This window comes from Treponema putidum (assembly GCF_000755145.1).
GTDB classification, from domain to species: Bacteria; Spirochaetota; Spirochaetia; order Treponematales; family Treponemataceae; genus Treponema_B; species Treponema_B putidum.
Genome location: NZ_CP009228.1, coordinates 77777 through 101359, shown reverse-complemented (window position 1 = coordinate 101359; position 23583 = coordinate 77777). Strand labels below are relative to the sequence as shown.

The following is a 23583-nucleotide window of genomic DNA, read 5'->3' as shown; positions in this document are numbered from 1 at the left end:
GATAAACAGTGAGGCGGAATTTCTGCCGAACTGTTTATCAAGACTCCTTTTATTTACAATAAATTTAGGGCATCTTCAACAGAACGGGGTGCCGGATTTTTATGACCGAAAAGCCTTGCAAGTTTAGGCATAACTATACCCGCTCTTTGCAACACTTCCGCATTATTAAAAATGCTCACGGCATCGCCTCCTGCAATCAACTCTCCCTCGTTCATCACATAAACATTATCGGCCCACTCATAACAAAAATCCTGATCATGGGTCGAAAAAATAATCGTCTTGCCTTCTTTGGAAAAATCGTCCAAGATAGCTTTAAAGGCAGCCTTTACCTTGCTGTCAAGACCCGAAAAAGGCTCATCGCACACGATGATTTCAGGTTCCATAACAAGGACACCGGCTATGGCACAAATCTTCTTTTGGCCTAAACTAAGCTGATAGGGCGAATAATCTTTTAAGTGCTCGATATTCAGTTTTTTTAAGATACGGTCAACGGCAGCTTCTATTTCTTCCCTGCCCATACCCAAATTCTTTAGTCCGAAGCCGATGTCCTCATATACGCTTGTCAAGAAAAGCTGATGGTCGGGATAATCGAAGAGGAAGCCCGATTTTTTTCTTACGGAATTTAAGGTCTTTTTAGAAACCTCTTCACCCAAAATATTCACCCTTCCGGTTTGAGGCAAAATTGTTCCGTTAAGATGATAAAGGAGGGTCGACTTTCCCGAACCGTTTAGACCGACTACTGCCGTCTTCTTTCCTTTTTCAAAATGAGCATTTATATTCTTGATTGCATTCCTTCCATCAGGATAAGTGTAGGATAAATTTTCTATTAAAACAGCCATGGAATCTCCATAAATCTTTCTATTATTGTGAGGCCTATAAAAAGCAAAACAAAGAAAACAAGAAGGCATATATAAAAGGGCGAGGCAATTTTTTCGGGTTTAAATTTGGTTTCGGAGGTAAAGCCCCGTGCCCTCATCGCATTATAAACCTTGTCGCCGTGATCCGCCGCCTTCAAAAAAAAGCCGCCTATCATTTCGCCGTAGGTTGAAACCTTTGCAAAGGTGCGGGCATTGTCAAAGCAGCGGGCACTCATAGCCTTTGCAGTCTTGTCTATATCCGTCCTTACCATAAAAAAGTATCTAAATGTAAGGGAAATAATCTGATTTAAAAAATTGGGAAGGCCTAGCTTCATAACGCCTTCAACCAAGTAAAGGTAAGAATATTTTGAAGAAATAAATGAAATTGTCATCATCGCACACATCAGCCGCAAGATGAGCTTTGCCGAAAAATATCTTTGTTCTATGGGAACATTGTAAAAACCCCTGATTACGAAGGGAAGCAGCACCATTATCACAAAGGGTAAAACACCGAGAATCGATTTAAGGTTTTTAATTTTTTCAGGTGAAAAAATCAAGATCACGGAAATAACAACAAAAACCCAGACTATCAAAACTTCTATGTGCTTAATGCTCGAAAGATAGAATAAAAAAAAGAAAAGAAAAGAATATATAAAGTTATGTGAGGTGCTTTTTTTAACCTTTCCATAATCGTATAACCTTGGCTTGAGTCCTTATTTTATAGCACTTTTAGAGGAGAAAGACAAGGGGGGCGATTAAAAATGTACATCCAGAGTCTGATTTTCACAATTTAATCCAATTTATAAAAACCTTTTTATATTTTACTATTTCTTTTAAATATTTTCTATAAATATAATGAGGAGGAAGAAAATAAAAAAAATGATTAAGAAGTTTGAAGATTTAACATTTATCGACGATTTTATGTTTTGTAAAGTTATGCAAAATGAAAGTTTATGTAAAGCACTTATTGAAATGATATTATCTGATACAATAGGCAAAATTGCATATATTTCGGTACAGCACAGTATTAGCACTTATGAACAGGCTAAATCGATAAGATTTGATGTTCTGGTACAGACAGAAAACGGTAAATTTTACGATGTCGAAATGCAGGTAAGCAACGAGAAGAATATACCCAAAAGAATGAGGTTTTACCAAGCAGCTATTGATATCTCGTTCTTGGATAAGGGAAATTCCTATAATAATTTAAATGACAGCTTTATAATTTTTATTTGCACTTTTGATGCTATCGGTAAAAACAAATCTGTTTATACCTTTGAAAACATCTGTATTGAAGATAAAAACACATCTTTACAAGATGGAACAAAAAAGATTATAATAAACTCAGAGGCTTTTGAAAATGCCGAAGACAAAGAATTAAAGGAATTTTTAGAATACCTTAAAACAGGTAAAGTAAAGAGTGAATTTACAAGGGAGATAGAGGCTATGATACAAACAGTAAAACAAAATGAACAAGCAAGGCAAGAATATAGATTAATGTCAACTTTTGAGATGGATATTAAAGATAGTGTTAAGCGGGAGACAGCAAAACTTATGAAACAAAAAAACTTCGATATAGCTTTAATTAAAGAAATAACAGGCCTTCCCGAATCAGAGATTGAGAAACTGTAGATTAGGGGATAGGCGTAAACCTGACGGGGCGGCCTTGTCTCTACTTAAAATTGTTTCGCTAATCTTCAATATGTGGAAAGTGTGCTGTTCTAAGAGCTAACTATCACCATCCATAGCGGAATTTTAATACTTAATTGTTTTTCAAAACTGCCCAATGGACGGTTTAGAAAACTTAAATAGTTAATCCACCACCGCCACGGATGGCGGTGGTTACAGCTTCGAGAGTTTTGCTGTCAGGCAAAACTCTAAGATAAAAAATGTACAGGATGTACATTTTTTATCGACTCAAGGCCGGCAAGCCAAGCGGAAGCCAACAATGCTGCCCCTGTCGGCAGGACTTTTGTGGCTCCGTAGGCCCACAGCGCAGTTCCCCGCGCCATTGTTCCAGCCGCCGCGCCAAACACGGCGAGTGCCTGACGTGGGCCCCGCATAGTCCGCCCCCGGCGAAGCCGGCAAAGTGACATACCAATCCCAGCACCATTCAAAGATGTTCCCGCTCATGTCATATAAACCGTAGCCGTTAGGAGACTTTTTCTTTACCTCATGGGTTTTACTTCCGCTGTTTGAACTGTACCAAGCATAGTTTTTAAGTTCAGTCTCGGTATTTGCTCCTGCCCATTTATAATCAGTTTCTCCTTTCGCTGCCCATTCCCATTCCGCTTCAGTCGGCAAACGGAATCCTTTTTTGTTCATATCCATGTCAGGTACTTTTTTTGCCTCTGCGTCAGCTGTGCCGTAGGTATGCCCTTCAACCGTATACACGCACTGGCTTTCTCCCAATTCCGCTACCTTTTTGGTAAGCTCATTGCAGAACGCTATACACTCATACCAGTTTACCTGCTCTACAGGACGCTTTCCCTGTTCTTCGCCTTCATCAGGTTTTTTGCCGGAACTCCCATCAAAGTAGCTCGGATTAGTGCCCATCACCTTTTCCCACAGCTCCTGCGTTACCTCAGTCTCCCCTATAAGATAGGCACTTAAACTTACGGTATGAGGCTTGTTATCACTGTAAGCATTATCGCCCAACTGGGCATCCACAGCGGCTATACCTTTCATGGTAAATTCGACTGAACTTACAGTGTAAGACTTATCAATAGGAGGAACAGGCTTGGGCTTTTCCTTTACTTTTTGCGGACAGCCTGTTAATAAGACTCCCGCAGCCAACAACAATGCAGTAATTGATACTGCCCGATTTAAGACCTTAGTCTTAAGTTTGAAATTAGTTTTTTTCATAGCTAACTTCTCCTTTAAATAATTTAATTTTTGTATATCCAAAGGCTTATTTACTACCTTGAAATATCAACATATATAATTTTATCTGTTAATCATCTTCATCGCCATCACAACTATAGATATTCCTCCAAGGGAAATATCCCCTATTTATGATCTCAATCTCATTTTTACAAGTATCTTTATTTTTCTCATTAAACTCAGGTTGTATTTTATAAATCAAACAGGCTTCGGCATCTTTAATTAGTGTTTCCATATCATCATCTCCTGAAACAGAAATAACTTCACCTGCAAATACAGATATATACTCATAGTCATCTAAATTATTAAGTATATCTTCATAACTAGAATGATCTCCAACCAATCTTGCTCCTATTGTTTGCTCATGGGTTTCACCTATGTATAGTATTTGCTTATTATCTGCAATAATTGCATATAAACCGTTTTTATCGAGAATTTCTCTATCACTATCATCAACAATTTCTTTTAATTTTTCTTCTAAGTTAGAATAATTGTCCAGCTCATCTATACTAAACGAATCGATTTCTTCCCAGTATATTTTTACATGCTTCATCAAAGTCTCATTTCCCGTACTTTACGGTATGTTTAATTTAAATTTTATTATTCCACACTTATCCCAAAGGATAAGAGCTCCCGTTTTTTCAATTTATCTTGCACCTTAATCCCTTTATTTCCAAATCATAGCAGTCTCCCTCCTTTTAGATAGGATAAATTTATACAAAAAACCGCAAAGCCGAATAAATTCAGCCCTGCGGTTTATAAATTGAGAAAAATAAATATTACTAGCTTTAATTAGAGATATTTTACTTAATAGAGAAAATGGGGGGGGGTAAACTTAGGCTAACATTTTTTAACGCATTACAAGCCAGGATAAGGGAAAGAGAAAAATTTAATGTTATGCAAAAAAGCTGTTTAACCATAAAAATGAGTATAGGCTAAAACCTTTAAAATGTCAAGATATCGCATTTAGGCAGATAATTTAACCGCAGCGACCGCAAAGGAATTTTTTAAGAACCTTTGTAACAGTTCGGGGTTTCCAAAGGGGTATCCCCTTTGGCAGACGGGAACAACCAGCATAGCTTCGAGGTAAAGGAAGGAGTTGTTTTAGGGGAGGAAAGGTACAGCCGGCGCAGCTTCAAGGCAAACCTGTTCTGTCGGGTTGTCCTTTTTCCCCTAATCAATTTTGCCTTTTCTATTTTCCTCAATTGAAAATTTTTGCATTTTGTGCTAATATATGTTTATGAAAAGTTTAAACTCATTATCAAAACAGCTTTTAACTGCTGTATTTCTTGTTTTGTCGGTATCGGTTTTTATGACCGGTTGTAAAAAAAATGATCAAGCCTTGCAAAACGCAATGGATGATATTGAAAGTATAAGCTACGGAGCCTTAAACCGGCTTGAGCCCATCAATGTAATTTTTAAGGAAGAAATAAAGTACCCTGAAAATCTTGAAAAGGCTTGTATTTTAACGCCTAAGCCTTCCGGAGAATGGACGATAGCGGGTAAAAATCAAATCACCTTTACCCCCTCATCAGCTTACAGCTTTAAAACCGATCTTAACTTGGAATTGGATGTAGGACTCCTTCTCGAAAACACCGAAAATAAAAAGGGAGTCAGTATTACATTCAGCATAGCTCAGCCTGAGTTTAAACTTATATCGGGGGAACTAATCCCCGACGAAAAAAAAGAGGATGTTTTTAGATTTGAAGGTATAGGCGAAACCGATATACCTGAAACGCTTGACTCAATAGAAAAAATGTTTACAGCCGATTTAAAGATGGGAAATGCAAAGTCAAACCCTGCCGTAAAGGTTAGCCAAGGAGCCGCTCCCAACCAATATAAGATAAGCATAAGAGAAATAAACAGAAAAAAGCAGGTTCAAGAATTGAGCCTATCATGGAATTTGGAAGCTCTCGGAGGAGAAGGCTCAAATTCTACGAGTTTTACAGTGGCAGCCCTGTCGGTTTTTCAGGTAACTTCTTTTTCGCAAGAAACGGGAGGCGAAATACAGGTAAACTTTTCGGATGCCCTTGATCCTTCGCAAGATTTACGAGGTTTTATAAAACTTGAATCGTCTCCTGAAACTCCCTTTAGATACGGCATTGACGGGTACAAGCTTAAAATCTTTGCTCAAAATGGAGCTTTTCCCGACAATACGCGCTTATCGGTACTGCCCGGCATAAAAAATTCAAGAGGGAAAAAACTTGAAACCGAAGCTGACTTTTCCGTAACGGTTGCTTGGGAAAAACCCTCAATAAGCTTTACAAAGGCCGGAAACATAATTCCGGCAAAGGAAATGTCCGTCCTTGTTTCTACCAAAAATATCAGCGGCCTCATGCTTGAAGCCTTTCAAATTTACGATAAAAATATGACACAGTTTTTTCAGGTAAATAACATAGATGGAGACTATGAGCTAAACCGAGTAGGAGAACCCGTTTGGCGGCAGAGCTTCGACTTTGAATGGAACAGTTCGATGAAAAACCGCTATATTCAACACTCCCTCGATATAAGCAAGCTGGTAAAAAAATTCCCCGGCGGTATGTTCCAGCTTCGTGCAAGTTTTACAAAAAAGCACAGCATGTATGAATCCCCTTCCAAAACCAACGAGTTTTCTCATCTTCCGTTTCCAAAGGATATAAGTGAAATAGAAAACTTTACAAACATCGAAACCGATTATTGGAATAATTCGGATATAGAAGATGAAGACCGTTATAAATTTTGGTCAAACAGGGAAAACCCGAATCATCCCGCTTTTTACCTTCCGTCCTACAGCAATTACTGTATGGCAATAAAAAGAATTTTGGTTTCAAACATAGGCTTATCGGCAAAAAAAGATAGAGAAGGAAATATATATATATGCGCAGCAGATCTATTGACAGCCGAACCTATGAGCGGTGTAAATATAAGTTTATTCAACTTTGCTCAAAAAGAATTGGAATCAGGTAAAACCGACGGCGACGGGCTTTTAATGCTCAAAAACGAAAACGATGCCTTTCTTATAAGGGCCGAAAAAAGCGGAGACGTAAACTGGCTTCCCCTTAATTCTGAGATTCTTTCCACAAGTCATTTTCAGGTAGAAGGAGAGTCTTCAAAAAAAAGGAGTTAAGGGCTATATTTATGGAGAACGCGGGGTTTGGCGGCCGGGGGACGATATTCATCTTGTATTTATTTTACAGGATTTGGAAAAAAGCCTCCCAAAAGATTTTCCTGTTAAATTCCATCTTGAAGATCCTTTAGGGAAAAAAGCGGATTCTAAGGTTTTTACTTCTTCTGTGGACGGCTTTTACAGAATTGACACTAAAACCGATGTTCAAGACAAAACCGGCACATGGTACGCAAGGGTTACAGCCGGAGGAAAGACATGGTCTAAGAGCATAAAGGTTGAGACCATTGTACCCAACCGCCTATTTGTAAACCTCGATCCTAAAGCAAAATATTTTTCCGAAGGCTATAATCCGGCCGTGCTGGGAGGAGAATGGCTTCACGGGGCAAAGGCTTCAGGCCTAAAGGCTGAAATTTCAGCCCGCTATGTTTTAAACCGGACACCTTTTGAAAACTATAAAAACTACAATTTTATAAATCCCGAGCTTAGCGTACAACAAGATTCAAATAAAATTTGGGAAGGTACTTTGGATGATTCGGGAAAAGCCGACATAAATCTTTATCTTTCATCCGAAGCAAGAGCCCCCGGAAAACTACGGGCAATTTTTGAAACAAGAATATACGAGCCTTCAGGTGCCTTTTCTACGGAAAACAAGGTCTTTGATTATTCGCCCTATTCACGCTATGTCGGAATGCAGATTCCTAAAAGCGATGATGAATATAGAGATATGCTCTACACCAATAAGGATCAAACCCTAAATTTTGTGGTTTTAGATCCTGAGGGAAATCCCGTAAAAGAAGGCGTAAACTTAACCGTAAACCTCTATAAGCTGGAATGGTATTGGTGGTGGGAAACAGACGAAGAAAGTGCCAACTATACGAATTCAAGATACACTCAACACATAAAAAACTGGAATATTTCGGCAAAGGGCGGAAAGGCCGAACTTAAGATGAAGGTTTCAAATGGAGACTGGGGCAGGTATTTGATTACGGTTTCAGATCCGAACGGAGGGCACAGCTCAGCTCAGGTAGTATACTTTGACTGGGAAGGATGGGCCAGCCGAAGAACAAGTGATGAGTCAAGCGATTCAATCATCATGCTGACAACCGACAAAGCAAAATACTATGCCGATGATACTGCCGAAATCACCTTCCCCGGTTATGAGGGTGCAAAGGCCCTAATCACAATCGAAAAAAACGGCAGAGTCTTAAAACAAGAATGGATAAAATCCAAGGGGAAAATTTTCTCGTACAAATTAAAACTTGATTCTTCTATGGCTCCGAACATCTACGCTCACGTAAGTTTAATACAGGAACACAGCCAGACAAAAAACAGTCTGCCCATAAGAATGTACGGAATAACTCCTGTAATGATAGAAAACAAATTATCAAGACTCAACCCGGTCATAAATACGGAACAAAGTTTTGAACCTAACAGCAAGGTTTCGTTTACGGTAAGCGAAGAAAAGGGAAGACCCATGACCTTTACCGTTGCCGTAGTAGACGAGGGGCTATTAGGCCTTACAGCTTTCCATACCGGTAACCCATGGGACAGCTTCTATAAAAAAGAGTCCTCGCAAATTACCTCTTGGGATATTTACAAGTACGTAATCGGGGCCTACAGCGGAAAGATAGAATCGATTCTTTCGGTAGGAGGAGGAGGCTTTATAGACAATAAGACCTCAAAAAATGCGGAACGTTTTAAACCCGTTGTTTACTTTTTCGGCCCCTTTGAAATCAAAGCAAAGGAAAAGAAGACAATCGAATTCGATCTTCCGCAGTACATCGGAGCTTTGCGCATTATGGCAGTTGCAGGAAAGGACGGAGCCTACGGTATAAAAGAAGAAACAGTAAAGGTAAAAAGCGATCTTATCGTAATGCCGACTCTCCCCCGAACCATGGGCATAGGAGAAACAATCGAGGTTCCCGTAACAGTCTTTAACGGAACCTCTTCCGAAAAAAAAGCAAAGGTGGTTTTAAAAAGCGAGGGAGCCGTAAACTCAAGCGAAACAAAAGAGTTGACTATCCCGGCAAATTCCGACTCTTCCGTCTTTTTTAGGTTAAAAACTGATAAGGGAGGCATCGCAAAATTCACGGCGGAAGCCTCGGCCTCAGGCATTTCAAAAACGGCAAAGGCCTTTACCGAAATAGATGTGCTTTCCAGAGGAACGCCATACTCTACAGTCGAGCTTATAAATATTGAAGCCGGAAAAACCTTTGCTAAAACCGTTCCGCTAAGGGGCGAAAACGGAACAAAGAGTTTAAGCGTAGAAATTTCTCAAATGCCCGCCCTCGGACTTGAAAACCGCCTGGCCTATCTTTTGGGTTATCCTTACGGCTGTATAGAGCAGATAACTTCCAAGGCCTTCCCCCAATTATACCTAAATACGATAACGGCCCTAGACCAAACCGAGATTGATAAGGCAAAGAGTAATGTAAACTCGGTTCTAAACCGCTATATAAACTATCAGCTTAGATCGGGAGGATTCAGCTATTGGCCTGACGGCGGATATGAAAGCTCTTGGGCTACAAACTATGCAGGCCACTTTATGGTTGAAGCAAAAAAAGCCGGTTATGAAGTAAATGACAGCATTTATCAAAGCTGGCTTTCTCATCAGATAGAAATGGCGAAAAATTGGGCAGGCACCTATGCGGACGGCATGGAAACTCAGGCCTACCGCCTATACACCCTTGCCCTTGCAGGAAAGAGTGATATAGGAGCAATGAACCGTTTAAAAAATATGGAACAAAACCTTAACTCCGTATCGAAGGCCTTCCTTGCAAATGCTTATAGTCTTGCAGGCCACAGCAGTACGGCCAAGGCAATGCTCGAAAAACTGTATGAACCGACCACCGTTTATAGGAGCACGGGCGGAAACTTTTCATCCAATATCAGAGACTTGGCTTTAATCTTAAATGCTTATACCACTGTCGGAGAAACTGCAAGGACATCAAACCTTATTTCAAAGCTTGCTAAAATTTCGTCAAGCAATGAGTGGCTTTCGACACAGGAAACGGCTTGGATTCTTTTAGCCCTTGCCCCTCACTATGCCTTTGACAAAAATAAGAGTGCAAACTATGAGATTGTAACCGAAGGAAATGTAATCAAGGACAAATTGAACAATACATCAAAACTCCATAATATTCCGGTAAATACCGAAACGGCAAAAAAGATGGAAATTAAGAATACCGGGAATACGCCTATCTTTGCCGCAATAAATACGGCAGGAAGGCTTAATCCGGGAAGCGAAACCCGCATCGAAGAAAACTTAAAACTTTCGGTCATCTATCAAAACGAGGATGATCAAGAAGTCTCGCCTGAGACCCTAAAAAAAGGACAGAGGTTTAAGATGAGGGTAAGAGTCGACAATAAGACCCAAAGTACTCTTGAAAACCTTACCCTTTCAATCCCCATTCCGACAGGCTGGGAAATTACAAACACAAGGCTCGGAGGCGACGATGATACGGATTCGGAAGACAGGCGCAGCACAAACCGCCTATATGACTTTCAAGATTTGAAGGATACTCATATTTATACTCATTTTGCCTTAGGCGGCTACGGCACAAAGAACTTTGAGTTTACGGGAACCGTAACATACGGAGGAGAATACTATATGCCGGCAATCTTTGTCGAGGCTATGTACGATTATGCTTATAGGGCAGTCCTCCCCGGCACAAGGGTAAAGGCGTTTGATTAGTATGAATATAGCCGAATTTATAAAAGCCGCAAAAAAGAATGATGTTAAACTTATAACAACTTATTTACAAAACGGCTTTGATATTAACACAAGGGATAAGGACGGCTTTACGGCTGTTATGGAAGCAGCCGAATTCGGCTATAAGGATTTATTTTAGTTTAAAAAAATAATAAATAAATAATTTTTTTATAATTTATATATTTTTTTTTTTATTGACAAGTCAAAAAAATTATGAGATAATCTAGTGGATACTTGAGCTATAAATACATATTGTGCTTATAGCTTAAAGTAATTTTTATTTTGTGGAGGAGATTTTTATGGAAAAATCTAAGTTCAAACCGAATGGTGTTGCTCTTGTTCCCTTTCTTATCTTTGTTGTCGTTTATCTGGGAATCGGTGTAACTCTTGTAGCAAAAGGCGATCCTATGGGATTTTACGGCTTTAAGGGCCCTATTGCCGTAATTGTAGGTATTATAGCAGCCTTTTTAATGCACAAAGGTTCAGTCAATGAAAAATTCGACGCTTTGGTCAAAGGCTGCGGAGATGCAAACATCATTACTATGTGCATCATCTATATTTTGGCAGGAGCTTTTTCGGTTGTTTCAAAGCAGATGGGCGGTGTTGATTCTACAGTAAATTTAGGTTTAACCCTAATACCGCCGAATTTTGTTACGGCAGGACTTTTTATTATCTGCTGTTTTTTGTCTATTGCAACAGGAACAAGTGTCGGTACTATTGCTGCCGTAGGTCCTATAGCCGTCGGTTTTGCAGAAAAAGCAGGTATTTCTATGCCTCTTATGATAGCCTCAATGGTAGGCGGAGCAATGTTCGGTGATAACCTTTCGATTATTTCGGATACTACAATTGCAGCTACAAGAACACAAGATGTCGACATGAGGGATAAATTCAGGGTTAATATGGCATTAGCCTTACCGGCCGCAATTTTAACTATCATCCTCCTATTGATTTTCGGCAGGCCATCCGTTCCTCCGCAAATTGAATCTTTGGAATTTAATATCGTAAAAGTCTTGCCCTATATCTTCGTATTGGTCGCAGCTATTGCAGGTCTTAACGTATTTGCCGTTCTTTTAGGCGGAATTATTTTTTCCGGTATTATAGGAATGGCTTACGGAGCTTTTAATCCATTAGAGTGGACAAACCATATCTATGACGGCTTTAACGGAATGTTTGAAATATTCTTGCTTTCTATGCTAACCGGAGGACTTGCTTATATGGTAAGTCAGGCAGGCGGTATGGAATGGCTTTTACAAAAAATAAAGGGTATGGTAAAGGGAAAAAAATCCGCAGAGCTGGGTATCGGTGCTCTAACCCTTCTTACCGATGCTGCAACGGCAAACAATACAGTTTCAATTATTATCGACGGCCCTATTGCAAAAGAAATGTGTGAAGAATTCAAGGTTGATCCTCGAAGATCTGCCTCACTTCTTGATGCCTTTTCTTGTGTAATGCAAGGATTAATTCCCTACGGTGCTCAGCTTTTAATAGCCTGCTCCTTTACAAATGGTCTTGTAAATCCTGTAGGTGTTATTCCTCTATTGTGGTACCAGCTTTTACTGGGCGTTTTCTTGGTTCTTTCTATATTCTTCCCATTTGCCGACGGATATATTAAAAAACATCCTTGGAATTTTGAAGAATGGAAGGCTGTTAAAGCAAAATAAGTTTTATAACTTAAAATATTTTTCCCAAGGTTCGGGTAAAACTTAGAGCCTTGGGATTTTTTATTCGTGCGGAGGGTTTAATACCCTGTTGCTGTGCAACGTACGCTCTGCGTCGTAACAAAGGGTATTAAAGCCGACTGCAACCACCTTATGAGAACAACAACCCCGACGCTCGCGTCGGGGTTGTTGATTTATCGGCAGGTTTCTTCTTTTATTCACTTTGAAGTCTCATTACTGGTGCCCATTACGGGTGTTTCTAAGGGGGCCCCTTAGGGGCGTCCCTTAGGGGTGCCTTTCATAGCAAATATTATGATGCTTGCTATGATTATTGTTCCGCCTATTGCCGTTCCTTTATTTAAGGTTTCGCCTAAGGCTAGATAGCTTAAAATACTTGCAATCAAGGGATTAAAAAAAATAAAATTTGTAACATCGCTTGTTTTTTCGGCAAATTCTATTCCCTTATTAAAGAAAAAATAACCTAATGCACTTGTAAAAATCCCTAAGTATAAAAGACTTCCTATATACCTAAAATCGGCAGAAATGAGTTCTTTATAACCGTCAATACAAAAAGGAGATAAAATAATAGACGCACAAATCATACTATAGGTTACAATTTCTATTGAAGTATAGCCCATTTTTGTAAGTTTTCGGCTTAAAATATTATATCCGCAAAAAGAAACTGCTGCCGCCACAGTCCACAAAATACCTATGTCTACCGACAAAATTCCTTCCCATAATATAATAACTAAAACTCCGCAAAAAGCCGTCAAAATGGAGATGATTCCGATCTTACTTATCTTTTCGCCATAAATAACCGAAGCCGCTGCAGCGGTCATTATAGGGGTTGTAGCGATTATTATGCTTGAGGTTGCAGCTGTGATTGTTCTAATACCCATATTAAAAAAGATAAGATATAGGTCAAACCCAAGCGCTCCCGCCAAAAAGAATAATCCTATGTGCTTAAGTTTAAAAGGAGCTCTAATTTTATTAAACCTTCCCATAATTAAAAGAACAAGACTTGCCAAAAAGCATCTTAAAAAACCCAAGGCTTCCGGCCCGAAATGCGTTAAGGAAAATCTTGAAAACGGAAAAGAGGAGCCGAAAAAAATAATGGCGGCAATAGCATATAAATATGATTTCAGTTTATTAGACATAATCCCTTCCTAATCTTTAACATGGATTTTTTTTTAATATTATGATATACTAAGATAGTAATGAAATCAAGTATGAGTGTCATATATTTGTTTCCTAAAAAATTTCAATTTTTCAATTTTTTTTACTTGCAATAATATAATAAATGGCTTATAATACTTCCATAGCGTATATTTCATTTGGAGGAAGATATATGAACAGAAAAGAATTGGACAAATTGGGATTTGCTTCAAAACAGATTCATGCAGGAAGCATTAAGAACAAGTACGGTGCTTTAGCTACACCTATTTATCAAACTTCAACATTTGCGTTTGATTCGGCTGAACAGGGAGGCCGAAGATTTGCCTTAGAAGAAGAAGGCTATATCTACACCCGCTTGGGAAACCCTACAACGACGGTTGTTGAAGAAAAACTTGCCTGCCTTGAGAACGGGGAAGCTTGTATGTCTGCAAGTTCCGGTATAGGTGCCGTTACCTCATGTATTTGGTCAATTGTAAATGCAGGTGATCATATTGTTGCCGGAAAGACTCTTTACGGCTGTACCTTTGCATTTTTAAATCATGGTCTAACACGCTTCGGTGTTGAGGTAAGCTTTGTCGATACTAGAAATCCTGAAAACGTAAAAAAAGCTTTAAAACCGAATACAAAAATCGTTTATTTGGAAACACCGGCTAATCCTAACATGTATCTTAGTGACATCGCAGAAATAAGCAAAATTGCTCATGCTCATAATCCCGAATGTAAGGTAATAGTAGATAATACCTATATGACGCCCTATCTTCAGCGCCCTCTTGATTTAGGTGCAGACGTCGTTCTACATTCTGCAACAAAATACCTAAACGGACATGGAGATGTTATTGCAGGTTTTGTTGTCGGAAAAAAAGAATTCATCGATCAGGTACGTTTTGTAGGTGTTAAAGATATGACTGGTTCTACATTGGGGCCCTTTGAAGCCTACTTGATAGGCCGAGGTATGAAAACACTCGATATCCGCATGGAAAAGCACTGCGCCAACGCTCAAAAAGTTGCAGAGTTCTTGGAAAAACACCCGGCTGTTGAATCCATCGCCTTCCCGGGCCTTAAATCCTTCCCGCAATATGAACTTGCAAAAAAACAGATGAAGCTTTGCGGAGCTATGATTGCCTTTACCGTTAAGGGCGGATTGGAAGCCGGTAAAACCCTTATAAACTCGGTTAAATTTGCAACCATTGCAGTAAGCTTAGGCGATGCCGAAACCCTTATTCAGCATCCTGCAAGTATGACTCACTCTCCATATACTCCGGAAGAAAGAGCCGCTTCGGATATTGCCGAAGGTTTGGTACGTCTTTCTGTCGGTCTTGAAGATGCGGAAGACATTATTGCCGATTTAAAACAAGCCTTAGATAAACTTGTTAAATAAATCTCAAGAACACCTCTAAAATTTTGTTGGGTTTTAGAGGTGTTCATTCTGTAAAGATTATGGAGGATCTTGTTTTTTGAAAGCAGCCGTATTTGCCGGAACTGCAGTAGATACCCGAATGGGAGTTGAACTTCTGGAAAGAAGAGGCATAGAAGCTTTTGCGGTTCCTATGTCGAGTACCTGTGAGGAACAGTCACAATTACAATATTTCTCGCAAGAAGCCCTTGAAAATTTTTTTATCACAAAATCAAATGAGGCTATAAAAAAGGGCATTGATGTTATTGTCATATATTGCAATTCTTTAAGCTCTGCCATAGATTACGAAAAAATACAAAAACTTTTAAACATTCAAATTTTTAGCCCGCTTGATACATATAAAAATCTTCCTAAAGATTGTAAAAACATAGCTATTTTAGCTGCAAACGGATTAGCCGCATACACAATCGATAAAATTATTCAAAAATATAACCGAGAAAAAAATACCATTCCTATAGGGAATATGAGTATAGTACAGCTCATTGAAAAGGGGCTTATTCCGGCTGAAATAGTAAGGCTTTTAAACCTTAAAGGCCTTTTATCCTACCTTGAAAATATCGAGATAAACGATTATAAAATAGACAGCCTGATATTAGGCTGCACCCATTTTCCATATATAAAAAATGAACTTCAAAAACATACTTCAATTAGAATTATAGACCCGGCAGAAAAAATGCTGGAAACAATATTACATACCAAGGAGAAAAAAGAGTATGCAAAAGAAAACTCAAACAATGACCGGTAATAATGCGGCTTCTTATGTAGCCTACGCCTTTACCGATGTAGCCGCCATTTATCCGATTACGCCATCCTCAGATATGGCCGAGTTGGTTGACTCATGGGCTGCCAACGGAAGAAAAAACATTTTCGGTCAGACTGTTCTTGTTTCGGAATTGGAATCCGAGGCAGGAGCCGCCGGCTCAATGCACGGTGCCCTTTCTGCCGGAGCCTTAGCTTCAAGTTTTACGGCCAGTCAAGGGCTTTTACTTATGATACCCAACATGTACAAGATGTCAGGTGAGCTTTTACCGGGAGTCTTACATGTATCGGCTAGAGCCCTTTCGGCCCACGCCCTTTCTATTTTCGGCGATCATCAAGACGTTATGGCCTGCCGCCAAACAGGTTTCGGTATGCTCGCCTCCGGTTCGGTACAGGAAATTATCGACCTCGGCGGTATTGCCCACCTTGCCGCAATAAAGGGAAGAGTCCCTTTCCTGCACTTCTTTGACGGTTTTAGAACAAGTCATGAACTTCAAAATGTTGAGCTCATCGACTATGAAGACTTTGCAAAGATGCTTGATTGGAAGGCTCTAAACGATTGGCGCACCACGGCAATGAATCCTGAACACCCATTTACCAAGGGTACCGCCCAAAACCCCGATGTTTATTTTCAGGCTGCAGAAGCCTCCAATAAATTCTATACCGATGTTGTAGAAATAGTTGCCGATTATATGAAGCAAATTTCGGCATTGACGGGAAGAACATATCGCCCCTTCGACTATCATGGAGCACCCGATGCAGAACGTGTAATCATTGCTATGGGGTCTATAACCGAGACAGCCGAAGAAACCGTTGACTATCTTGTTTCCAAGGGAGAAAAGGTCGGCCTTATAAAGGTAAGGCTTTACCGTCCGTTCTCGCCCAAATATCTTTTTGATGTAATGCCCAAGACGGTAAAAAAGATTGCCGTTCTTGACCGAACAAAAGAGAAGGGTGCTCTTTACGAACCCCTTCATTTGGACATACTCGGTGCTTACATTGATGTGCCCAATAAACCTTTAATAGTAGGCGGAAGATACGGACTTGCTTCTAAAGATACTACGCCGTCAATGGTAAAGGCCGTGTTCGACAATCTTAAAGCCGATGCTCCTAAAAACAATTTTACCGTAGGAATTGAAGATGATATAACCAATTTAAGTCTTCCTATTTTAGATGAAATTAAGACCGAACCTTCAGGAACAATCAGATGTAAATTCTGGGGATTCGGCTCGGACGGAACGGTCGGAGCAAATAAGAGCGCTATCAAGATTATAGGCGACAGCACAGGTATGTATGCCCAAGCCTATTTTGCTTATGACAGTAAAAAGTCCGGAGGCGTAACCATTTCTCACCTCCGCTTCGGAAAACAGCCGATAAAATCCACATACCTTATAAGCGATGCCGATTTTATTTCCTGCTCAAAGCAGTCCTATGTTCATCAATATGATTTATTGAAGGGCTTAAAAAAAGGCGGTACTTTCCTTCTTAATTGTCTTTGGTCTGACGAAGAATTGGAAGACAACCTTCCGGGAGAAATGAAGCGTTTTATTGCAAAAAATGAGATAAAATTTTATACAATCAATGCTACAGGTATTGCTCAGGAGATAGGCCTCGGCGGAAGAATCAATATGATTATGCAGTCTGCCTTTTTTAAACTTGCAGAAATTATTCCTATTGAAGAAGCCGTTGACAGCTTAAAAAAATCCATAGTCAGGGATTACGGCAAAAAGGGTGAAGACATCGTAAATATGAACTATGCCGCAGTAGAAAAGGGTGTAAACTCTCTTCACAAGGTTGCCGTTCCTGCTGCTTGGGCAAATGCAGAGGATTCACGCATCTCTAATGCTCACCTGCCGCCCTATGTACGCAATGTTTTGATTCCTATCAATAGACAGGAAGGCGATGCTCTAAAAGTAAGTACTTTTAAAGGTGTTGAAGACGGAAGAATGCCTAACTGTACCAGCCGATACGAAAAGCGTGGTGTTGCAGTTGAAGTTCCGCATTGGATAAAGGAAAATTGTATTCAGTGTAACCAGTGTTCTTTTGTATGTCCTCATGCTACAATCCGCCCCTTCCTTCTTAATGAAAAAGAAAGGGCTGCTAAACCTGAAGGCTTTGAAACTATAAAGGCCAACGGAAAAGGCCTTGAAGGGCTTGAGTACAGGATGCAGGTTTCGGTTATGGATTGTACGGGCTGTTCAAACTGTGCAAATATTTGTCCTGCAAAGAATAAGGCCCTTGTTATGAAGCCCTTGGCTGAAGAAGAAGCTCAAAGCAAAAACTGGGATTATGCAGTTGATAATGTTTCTACAAAGCACGGTCTTATGGATCAGTTCTCCGTTAAGGGAAGCCAGTTTAAACAGCCTCTCTTGGAATTCCACGGAGCATGTGCAGGCTGCGGTGAGACTGCCTATGCAACCCTTGTTACCCGTCTTTTCGGAGACCGCATGATGATAGCAAACGCTTCAGGTTGTTCTTCAATATGGGGCGGCTCTTATCCTACTGCCGGCTTTACCTATAACGAAAAAGGAAAGGGTCCTACTTGGGCAAGTTCCCTTTTTGAGGATAACGCAAACTACGGCTATGGAATGGCCCTAGGTACGCGCAAGTTGAGGGAACAGGCTGAAGACTATATGAAAAAATTCATCGAGCTCAATGTCGGAACCGATTTTACTCCTCTCTTTAAAGAATGGATTGAAAATAAAAAAGATGTTGAAGCCAATACCGCAACCTGCGATAAGATTAAGGCTCTCTTCGATGCTCATCAGCCTCCTAGAAATACGGCTGTAAAGAATACGGATGCTGCCGACTATCTTCCGGTTCCCGAAAGCCATACCTTCAAATATAATACGGGAAATATTGAAGCGGACAGGCTCTTGGAATATATCTACAAGCTGAAGGATTTTATAGTCAAAAAGAGCGTCTGGTCATTCGGAGGAGACGGATGGGCCTACGATATCGGTTACGGCGGTCTTGATCACACGATGGCTTCGGGCGAGGACTTTAACATCCTCGTATTCGATACGGAAGTTTATTCCAATACCGGAGGTCAGTCCTCAAAGTCGACTCCGACGGCAGCTGTTGCCAAATTTGCGGCAGGCGGAAAACGTATCCGCAAAAAGGATTTGGGTGCAATGCTTATGACCTACGGCTATGTCTATGTAGCTCAAGTTGCCTTAGGTTCCAATATGAGCCAGTTTGTAAAGGCTGTAAAAGAAGCTGAAAGCTATGACGGACCTTCTATTGTTATCTGTTACGCCCCATGTATCAATCACGGACTCCGCTCAGGAATGAGCAGAAGTGTTGAACAGGAGAAAAAAGCTGTTGAGGCCGGTTATTGGCATCTATACCGCTTTGATCCCCGCTTAAGAGCTGAAGGTAAAAATCCCTTCCAGCTTGACAGCAAGGAGCCGACAGCTTCATTCCAAGACTTTATCAACTCCGAAGTCCGCTACACCTCGCTTAAAAAGACCTTCCCCGATGTTGCCGAAGTCCTATTTAAGCGTGCCGAGGAAGATGCTAAGGATCGGTATAATAGGTATAAGCATATGGCTGAGTAATTAATTTTTAAATATGCGGGCGATTACGTTGTCGCTCGAATAAAAATTAATCCTCGACGTATCAAAAGCGGCACGGATGCTGCCGGTTCCAAACAAAAACGAGTTTATGTAATAAACTCGCAGACAAAGAATGTACAGGATGTGCATTCTTTGTCAAGCGTCCGGTTAATTTTTATCGGCTCCTAGTACTCGCCTCGCATATTTAAAAATTAGCCTACAGGAGGCGGGCAATTACGTGCCTCTTGAATAAAAATTAAAAAAAATGTAAATTATCTCTTACTAAAGGTTTATACTATGAAAGTGATAAATATCATTTGGATTATTTTAGGCTTCATTTGTTTTGTTCTGGGAATTATAGGTATTATCATGCCTATTTTACCGACGACGCCGTTTTTTATGGTAACCCTTGTGTGCTTTGCAAAGGGTTCTGAAAGGTTAAAAAAATGGTTTATGGGCACGTCTTTTCATAAAAAATACATTCAAAGTTTTTATGAAAAAAAAGGCATCAGTTTAAAAAATAAGATTATTATTTTATCTTTTGCTTCAATCATGCTTGCTGCCGCCTTTTATTTTTCAGCTAAACCATACGCCCGAATTTTAATAGCCTGCGTTTTTTTGGCTAAATATTATGTTTTTATCTTTAAAATAAAAACTCTTCCTGCTGAAGAAAAATCGGCAGTAAAAGCAGATTCAGGCTGTGTTGAAAAAAGATAAAACAGAACAAGAAAAAAAGCTCATTGGTATTATGATAGATATGTACCGCTCTTTTGAAGGAAGAGAAATGAATGATGATGAGCTTGATGAGCTTTTTTTATATGCATCTAAAAGAATTGAAACCTGTCTTTACAGAAAAAAAGCCCAAAAAAAACCTTTTTGTAATGTCTGTCCTATTCATTGTTACAAAAGCGATATGCGTGAAAAAATAAAAAAAGTAATGCGGTATGCAGGGCCGAGGCTTTTATTTAAACGGCCTATTTTAAGCTTAAAGCATCTTTTTCATACAATCTATGCAAAAAAACATCCTCCAAAGCCTCCGGTTTAAAACGGCAATAAAAGCAGCCTGAGTCAGTCATCCGCTTTAGGAGTTTTTTTACATCTTTTTTACGGCATTGACATTTTTTTAAAATTTATGTTATAATATGTTTTCACTGATATTCCGTAGTGCTGGCGGATAAATTAAGGAGATAAGGCTTATGCCTACAATTAATCAATTGATAAAGAAGGGGCGAAAATCGGCAGCGGTTAAGACAAAGAGTCCTGCTTTGCAGTCTTGCCCCCAAAAACGCGGTGTTTGCACCAGCGTTAAGACCATTACGCCGAAAAAACCGAACTCGGCCTTAAGAAAGGTTGCCCGTATCCGTTTAAGCAACGGAATCGAAGTAACCGCCTATATTCCGGGTATCGGACACAACTTGCAGGAACACTCTGTTGTTCTCGTAAGAGGCGGACGTGTTAAGGACCTCCCGGGTGTACGTTATCACATTATACGCGGTACTAAAGACGCTCTCGGTGTAGAAGACAGAAAACGAGGCCGCTCCAAGTATGGGGCTAAAAAGCCTAAGGCCTAGGGGTAGAAAATGGGTAGAGGAAAAATTACTACAAGACGTCCTATAGCGCCTGATACAAAATATAATAGCGTGGTAGTTACCCGCTTTATCGGACGGATGATGCTTTCAGGAAAAAAGAGTATTACTACAAAAATTATGTATGACTCTTTTGATAAAATCAAGGAAAAAACCGGTGAAGAACCATTGGCCGTTTTTTCAAAGGCTTTGGACAACGTAAAACCCGTTGTTGAAGTAAAATCCCGCAGAGTCGGAGGTGCCACATATCAGGTACCTATGGACATTCCGGAAGGAAGAAGGGAAGCCTTGGCTATGCGCTGGATCATCGGAGCTGCCAGAAAGCGAAGCGGTCATGAAATGTCGGAAAGATTAGCTTCAGAGCTGATCGATGCCTACAACAATACGGGAACCGCTTTTAAAAAGAAGGAAGAAGTTCACAGAATGGCCGAAGCAAATAAGGCTTTTGCTCACTTCAGATGGTAGTACAAAGGGGAGTTCATACTACGGACTCCCTTTTTTTGTAAATATTTTATATCCGCATGGACGGCGGATGAAAAATATACTCAGGATGTACATTCATAAATGGACTCAGGATGTCCATGGTTCCAAACTCTAAGATTAAAACTGTACTCTGGATGTACATTTTTAATCGACCCTCTTGTATATTATTGTTTTTTTTATTATACTCGAATGTCTTATATTTTGAAAAGTATGAAAAACTTTTCGGTTTTTGTAAAAAAATTTAGGAGGAACTGCCTGTTTCCTCCTAAAAATCTATAAAGATGAGGTATTGATTATGGGTAATGATATTTCTAAGATGAGAAATATCGGTATTAGTGCACACATCGACTCCGGTAAAACTACTCTTTCTGAACGAATTCTTTTTTATTGTGATAGAATTCATGCTTTACATGAAGTACGCGGAAAAGACGGTGTGGGTGCTACGATGGATAATATGGAGCTTGAAAAGGAACGCGGTATCACGATTCAGTCAGCTTCAACTCAAGTTAAATGGAAGGATTATACGGTAAACGTAATTGACACTCCCGGGCACGTAGATTTCACAATTGAAGTTGAGCGTTCCTTGCGTGTTTTGGACGGAGCTATTTTGGTGCTTTGTTCGGTTGGAGGCGTTCAGTCCCAATCTATCACTGTTGATAGGCAGTTAAAACGCTACCATGTTCCCCGTATTGCTTTTGTAAATAAGTGCGACAGAACGGGTGCTAATCCCTTTAAGGTTAGAATGCAGCTTAGGGAGAAGCTCGGGCTTAATGCCTACATGATGCAGATTCCCATAGGTTTGGAAGACAAACTTGAAGGTGTTGTAGACCTTGTTACAATGAAGGCTATGTATTTTGAAGGTGAAAACGGTACGCAAATCCGAATGGCTGAAATCCCTCAGCATCTTCTAGCCGATGCTCAAAAATATAGGGAAGAAATGGTTGATGCCGCAACAATGTTCTCGGATGAATTGGCTGAAGCCTTTTTGGAGGGTACCGAAACCGAAGAAATGATCAGAGCTGCCGTCAGAAAGGGAACTCTCGCAGAGCAGTTTGTACCTGTCTTCCTCGGTTCAGCCTATAAAAATAAGGGTATCCAGCCTCTTTTAGATGCTGTAGGTTATTACCTCCCCGATCCGACTGAAATCGAAAATACTGCTTTAAATTTAGACGATAATGAAAAGCCCGTAGTTCTTGGTACGGATGAAAATGCTCCCGTAGTTGCATTGGGCTTTAAACTTGAAGACGGAAAATACGGCCAGCTTACCTATGTCAGAGTTTATCAGGGAACTTTGAAAAAAGGTGAAGAGCTCTTTAATACCCGATCCAGAAAAAAGTTTAAGGTTGGACGCTTAGTTAGAATGAACTCGGCAGCCATGGAAGACATCAACGAAGGCGGGCCCGGCGACATTGTAGCTCTCTTCGGTATTGATTGCGCTTCAGGTGATACTTTCTGCGGAGGAAACCTAAACTATGCAATGAGTTCCATGTACGTTCCTGATCCCGTTATATCTCTTTCTCTTACACCGAAAGACAAGCAGGCTGCCGATCAAATGTCTAAGGCTCTTAACCGTTTTACAAAAGAAGACCCCACTTTTAGAAGCTATGTAGACAAGGAATCGAACCAGACCATTATTCAGGGTATGGGTGAGCTTCACTTGGAAGTTTATATTGAACGAATGAAGAGGGAATACAAGTGTGATGTTGAAACCGGTATGCCTCAGGTTGCTTACCGTGAAGCTATTACCCAGAGGGCAGACTTTAACTATACGCATAAAAAGCAGACCGGCGGTTCAGGTCAGTTCGGCCGTGTTGCGGGCTTTATTGAACCCATTACCGAAAAAGATTACGAGTTTGACAATCAGATAAAGGGAGGCGCAATTCCTTCGGAATTCATACCTTCTTGCGATAAGGGCTTTAAAGAGGCCGTTAAGAAAGGAACCCTAATCGGATTCCCCATTGTCGGAACTAAAATTACCATAAATGACGGACAGTCCCACCCTGTAGACTCCTCGGATATGGCCTTCCAAGCTGCTGCAATCGGTGCCTTCCGTGAGGCTTATAAGGCTGCAAAACCGGCCATCCTTGAGCCCATCATGAAGGTTTCCATAGAGGGACCTCAGGAATTCCAAGGTAATATCTTCGGTCTTATAAATCAAAGACGCGGAATTATTGTTTCATCAACGGAGGATGATAATTTTACCCGTGTAGATGCCGAAGTTCCGTTAAGCGAAATGTTCGGGTTTTCTACCATCCTGCGTTCTTCAACACAGGGAAAGGCGGAATACTCTATGGAATTTGCCAAGTACGGCAAGGCTCCGGCAAGTATTTCGGAAGAACTGATAAAAGAATACGAAGCTAAACGGCTTGCAGAAAAAAAATAAGGAGGCTCT

The 23583-nt window shown here is 40.3% G+C and carries 16 protein-coding genes and 1 pseudogene; 12 read left to right on the top strand and 5 right to left on the bottom strand.

The features are described 5' to 3' along the window. Window positions 1-53: 53 nt before the first annotated feature. Entirely contained in the window at window positions 54-839 is a 786-nt protein-coding gene (locus JO40_RS00445) for an energy-coupling factor ABC transporter ATP-binding protein (protein WP_002674567.1), read from the bottom strand. Further along, entirely contained in the window at window positions 827-1450 is a 624-nt protein-coding gene (locus JO40_RS00440; RefSeq protein ID WP_245608931.1) for an energy-coupling factor transporter transmembrane component T family protein, read from the bottom strand. The genes JO40_RS00445 and JO40_RS00440 overlap by 13 nt, the downstream gene beginning before the upstream one ends. Window positions 1451-1736: 286 nt before the next feature. Between JO40_RS00440 and JO40_RS00435 the strand changes: the two genes are divergently transcribed. After that, entirely contained in the window at window positions 1737-2489 is a 753-nt protein-coding gene (locus JO40_RS00435; protein ID WP_044977323.1) for an Rpn family recombination-promoting nuclease/putative transposase, read from the top strand. Window positions 2490-2774: 285 nt separating this feature from the next. Here JO40_RS00435 and JO40_RS00430 read toward each other — a convergent pair whose 3' ends face one another. Further along, entirely contained in the window at window positions 2775-3722 is a 948-nt protein-coding gene (locus JO40_RS00430) for a formylglycine-generating enzyme family protein (RefSeq protein WP_044977321.1), read from the bottom strand. An 88-nt stretch (window positions 3723-3810) separates the two neighbouring features. After that, window positions 3811-4293: a hypothetical protein gene (locus JO40_RS00425; protein WP_044977319.1), complete on the bottom strand. Its 483-nt coding sequence runs from the start codon at window positions 4291-4293 to the stop codon at window positions 3811-3813. A 687-nt stretch (window positions 4294-4980) separates the two neighbouring features. On the opposite strand from JO40_RS00425, the pseudogene JO40_RS00420 reads away from it, so the two are divergent. From JO40_RS00420 to JO40_RS00410, 3 genes and pseudogenes are all read left to right on the top strand, one after another. Beyond that, window positions 4981-10540 (top strand): annotated as a pseudogene (locus JO40_RS00420) (alpha-2-macroglobulin family protein). A 1-nt stretch (window position 10541) separates the two neighbouring features. Next, window positions 10542-10697: an ankyrin repeat domain-containing protein gene (locus tag JO40_RS00415; RefSeq protein WP_044979639.1), complete on the top strand. Its 156-nt coding sequence runs from the start codon at window positions 10542-10544 to the stop codon at window positions 10695-10697. 160 nt (window positions 10698-10857) lie between these two features. After that, on the top strand, window positions 10858-12219 hold the full coding sequence (locus JO40_RS00410) for a Na+/H+ antiporter NhaC family protein (protein WP_044977317.1): 1362 nt from the start codon (window positions 10858-10860) through the stop codon (window positions 12217-12219). Between the two features lie 269 nt (window positions 12220-12488). Here the strand turns inward: JO40_RS00410 and JO40_RS00405 are convergent, their stop codons facing one another. After that, window positions 12489-13373, bottom strand: coding sequence for a DMT family transporter (locus tag JO40_RS00405; protein WP_044977316.1), 885 nt, complete (start codon window positions 13371-13373; stop codon window positions 12489-12491). A 191-nt stretch (window positions 13374-13564) separates the two neighbouring features. On the opposite strand from JO40_RS00405, the gene megL reads away from it, so the two are divergent. From megL to fusA, 8 genes are all read left to right on the top strand, one after another. Beyond that, window positions 13565-14770 (top strand): methionine gamma-lyase, encoded by a 1206-nt coding sequence (gene megL / locus JO40_RS00400; RefSeq protein ID WP_044977315.1) that lies wholly within the window; start codon window positions 13565-13567, stop codon window positions 14768-14770. Window positions 14771-14846: 76 nt separating this feature from the next. Continuing rightward, complete coding sequence (locus tag JO40_RS00395; RefSeq protein ID WP_044977314.1) at window positions 14847-15551, top strand: aspartate/glutamate racemase family protein; 705 nt, start codon at window positions 14847-14849, stop codon at window positions 15549-15551. Then, window positions 15520-19125, top strand: coding sequence for a pyruvate:ferredoxin (flavodoxin) oxidoreductase (gene nifJ, locus JO40_RS00390; protein ID WP_044977312.1), 3606 nt, complete (start codon window positions 15520-15522; stop codon window positions 19123-19125). Before JO40_RS00395 ends, nifJ begins: the two co-directional genes overlap by 32 nt. Window positions 19126-19419: 294 nt before the next feature. Continuing rightward, window positions 19420-19839: a YbaN family protein gene (locus JO40_RS00385; protein ID WP_044977311.1), complete on the top strand. Its 420-nt coding sequence runs from the start codon at window positions 19420-19422 to the stop codon at window positions 19837-19839. Then, window positions 19814-20167, top strand: a complete 354-nt coding sequence (locus tag JO40_RS00380; RefSeq protein WP_044977310.1) for a nitrous oxide-stimulated promoter family protein — start codon at window positions 19814-19816, stop codon at window positions 20165-20167. The genes JO40_RS00385 and JO40_RS00380 overlap by 26 nt, the downstream gene beginning before the upstream one ends. A 151-nt stretch (window positions 20168-20318) precedes the next feature. After that, window positions 20319-20693, top strand: a complete 375-nt coding sequence (rpsL, locus tag JO40_RS00375) for a 30S ribosomal protein S12 (RefSeq protein WP_044977309.1) — start codon at window positions 20319-20321, stop codon at window positions 20691-20693. Between the two features lie 9 nt (window positions 20694-20702). Then, the gene (gene rpsG, locus JO40_RS00370) at window positions 20703-21173 is read left to right on the top strand and encodes a 30S ribosomal protein S7 (RefSeq protein ID WP_044977308.1); all 471 of its coding nucleotides are present in this window, start codon (window positions 20703-20705) and stop codon (window positions 21171-21173) included. Between the two features lie 313 nt (window positions 21174-21486). After that, window positions 21487-23574 carry an elongation factor G gene (fusA, locus tag JO40_RS00365; protein WP_044977307.1) on the top strand — a complete coding sequence of 696 codons (2088 nt, stop codon included), beginning with the start codon at window positions 21487-21489 and terminating at the stop codon, window positions 23572-23574. Window positions 23575-23583 lie beyond the last annotated feature (9 nt).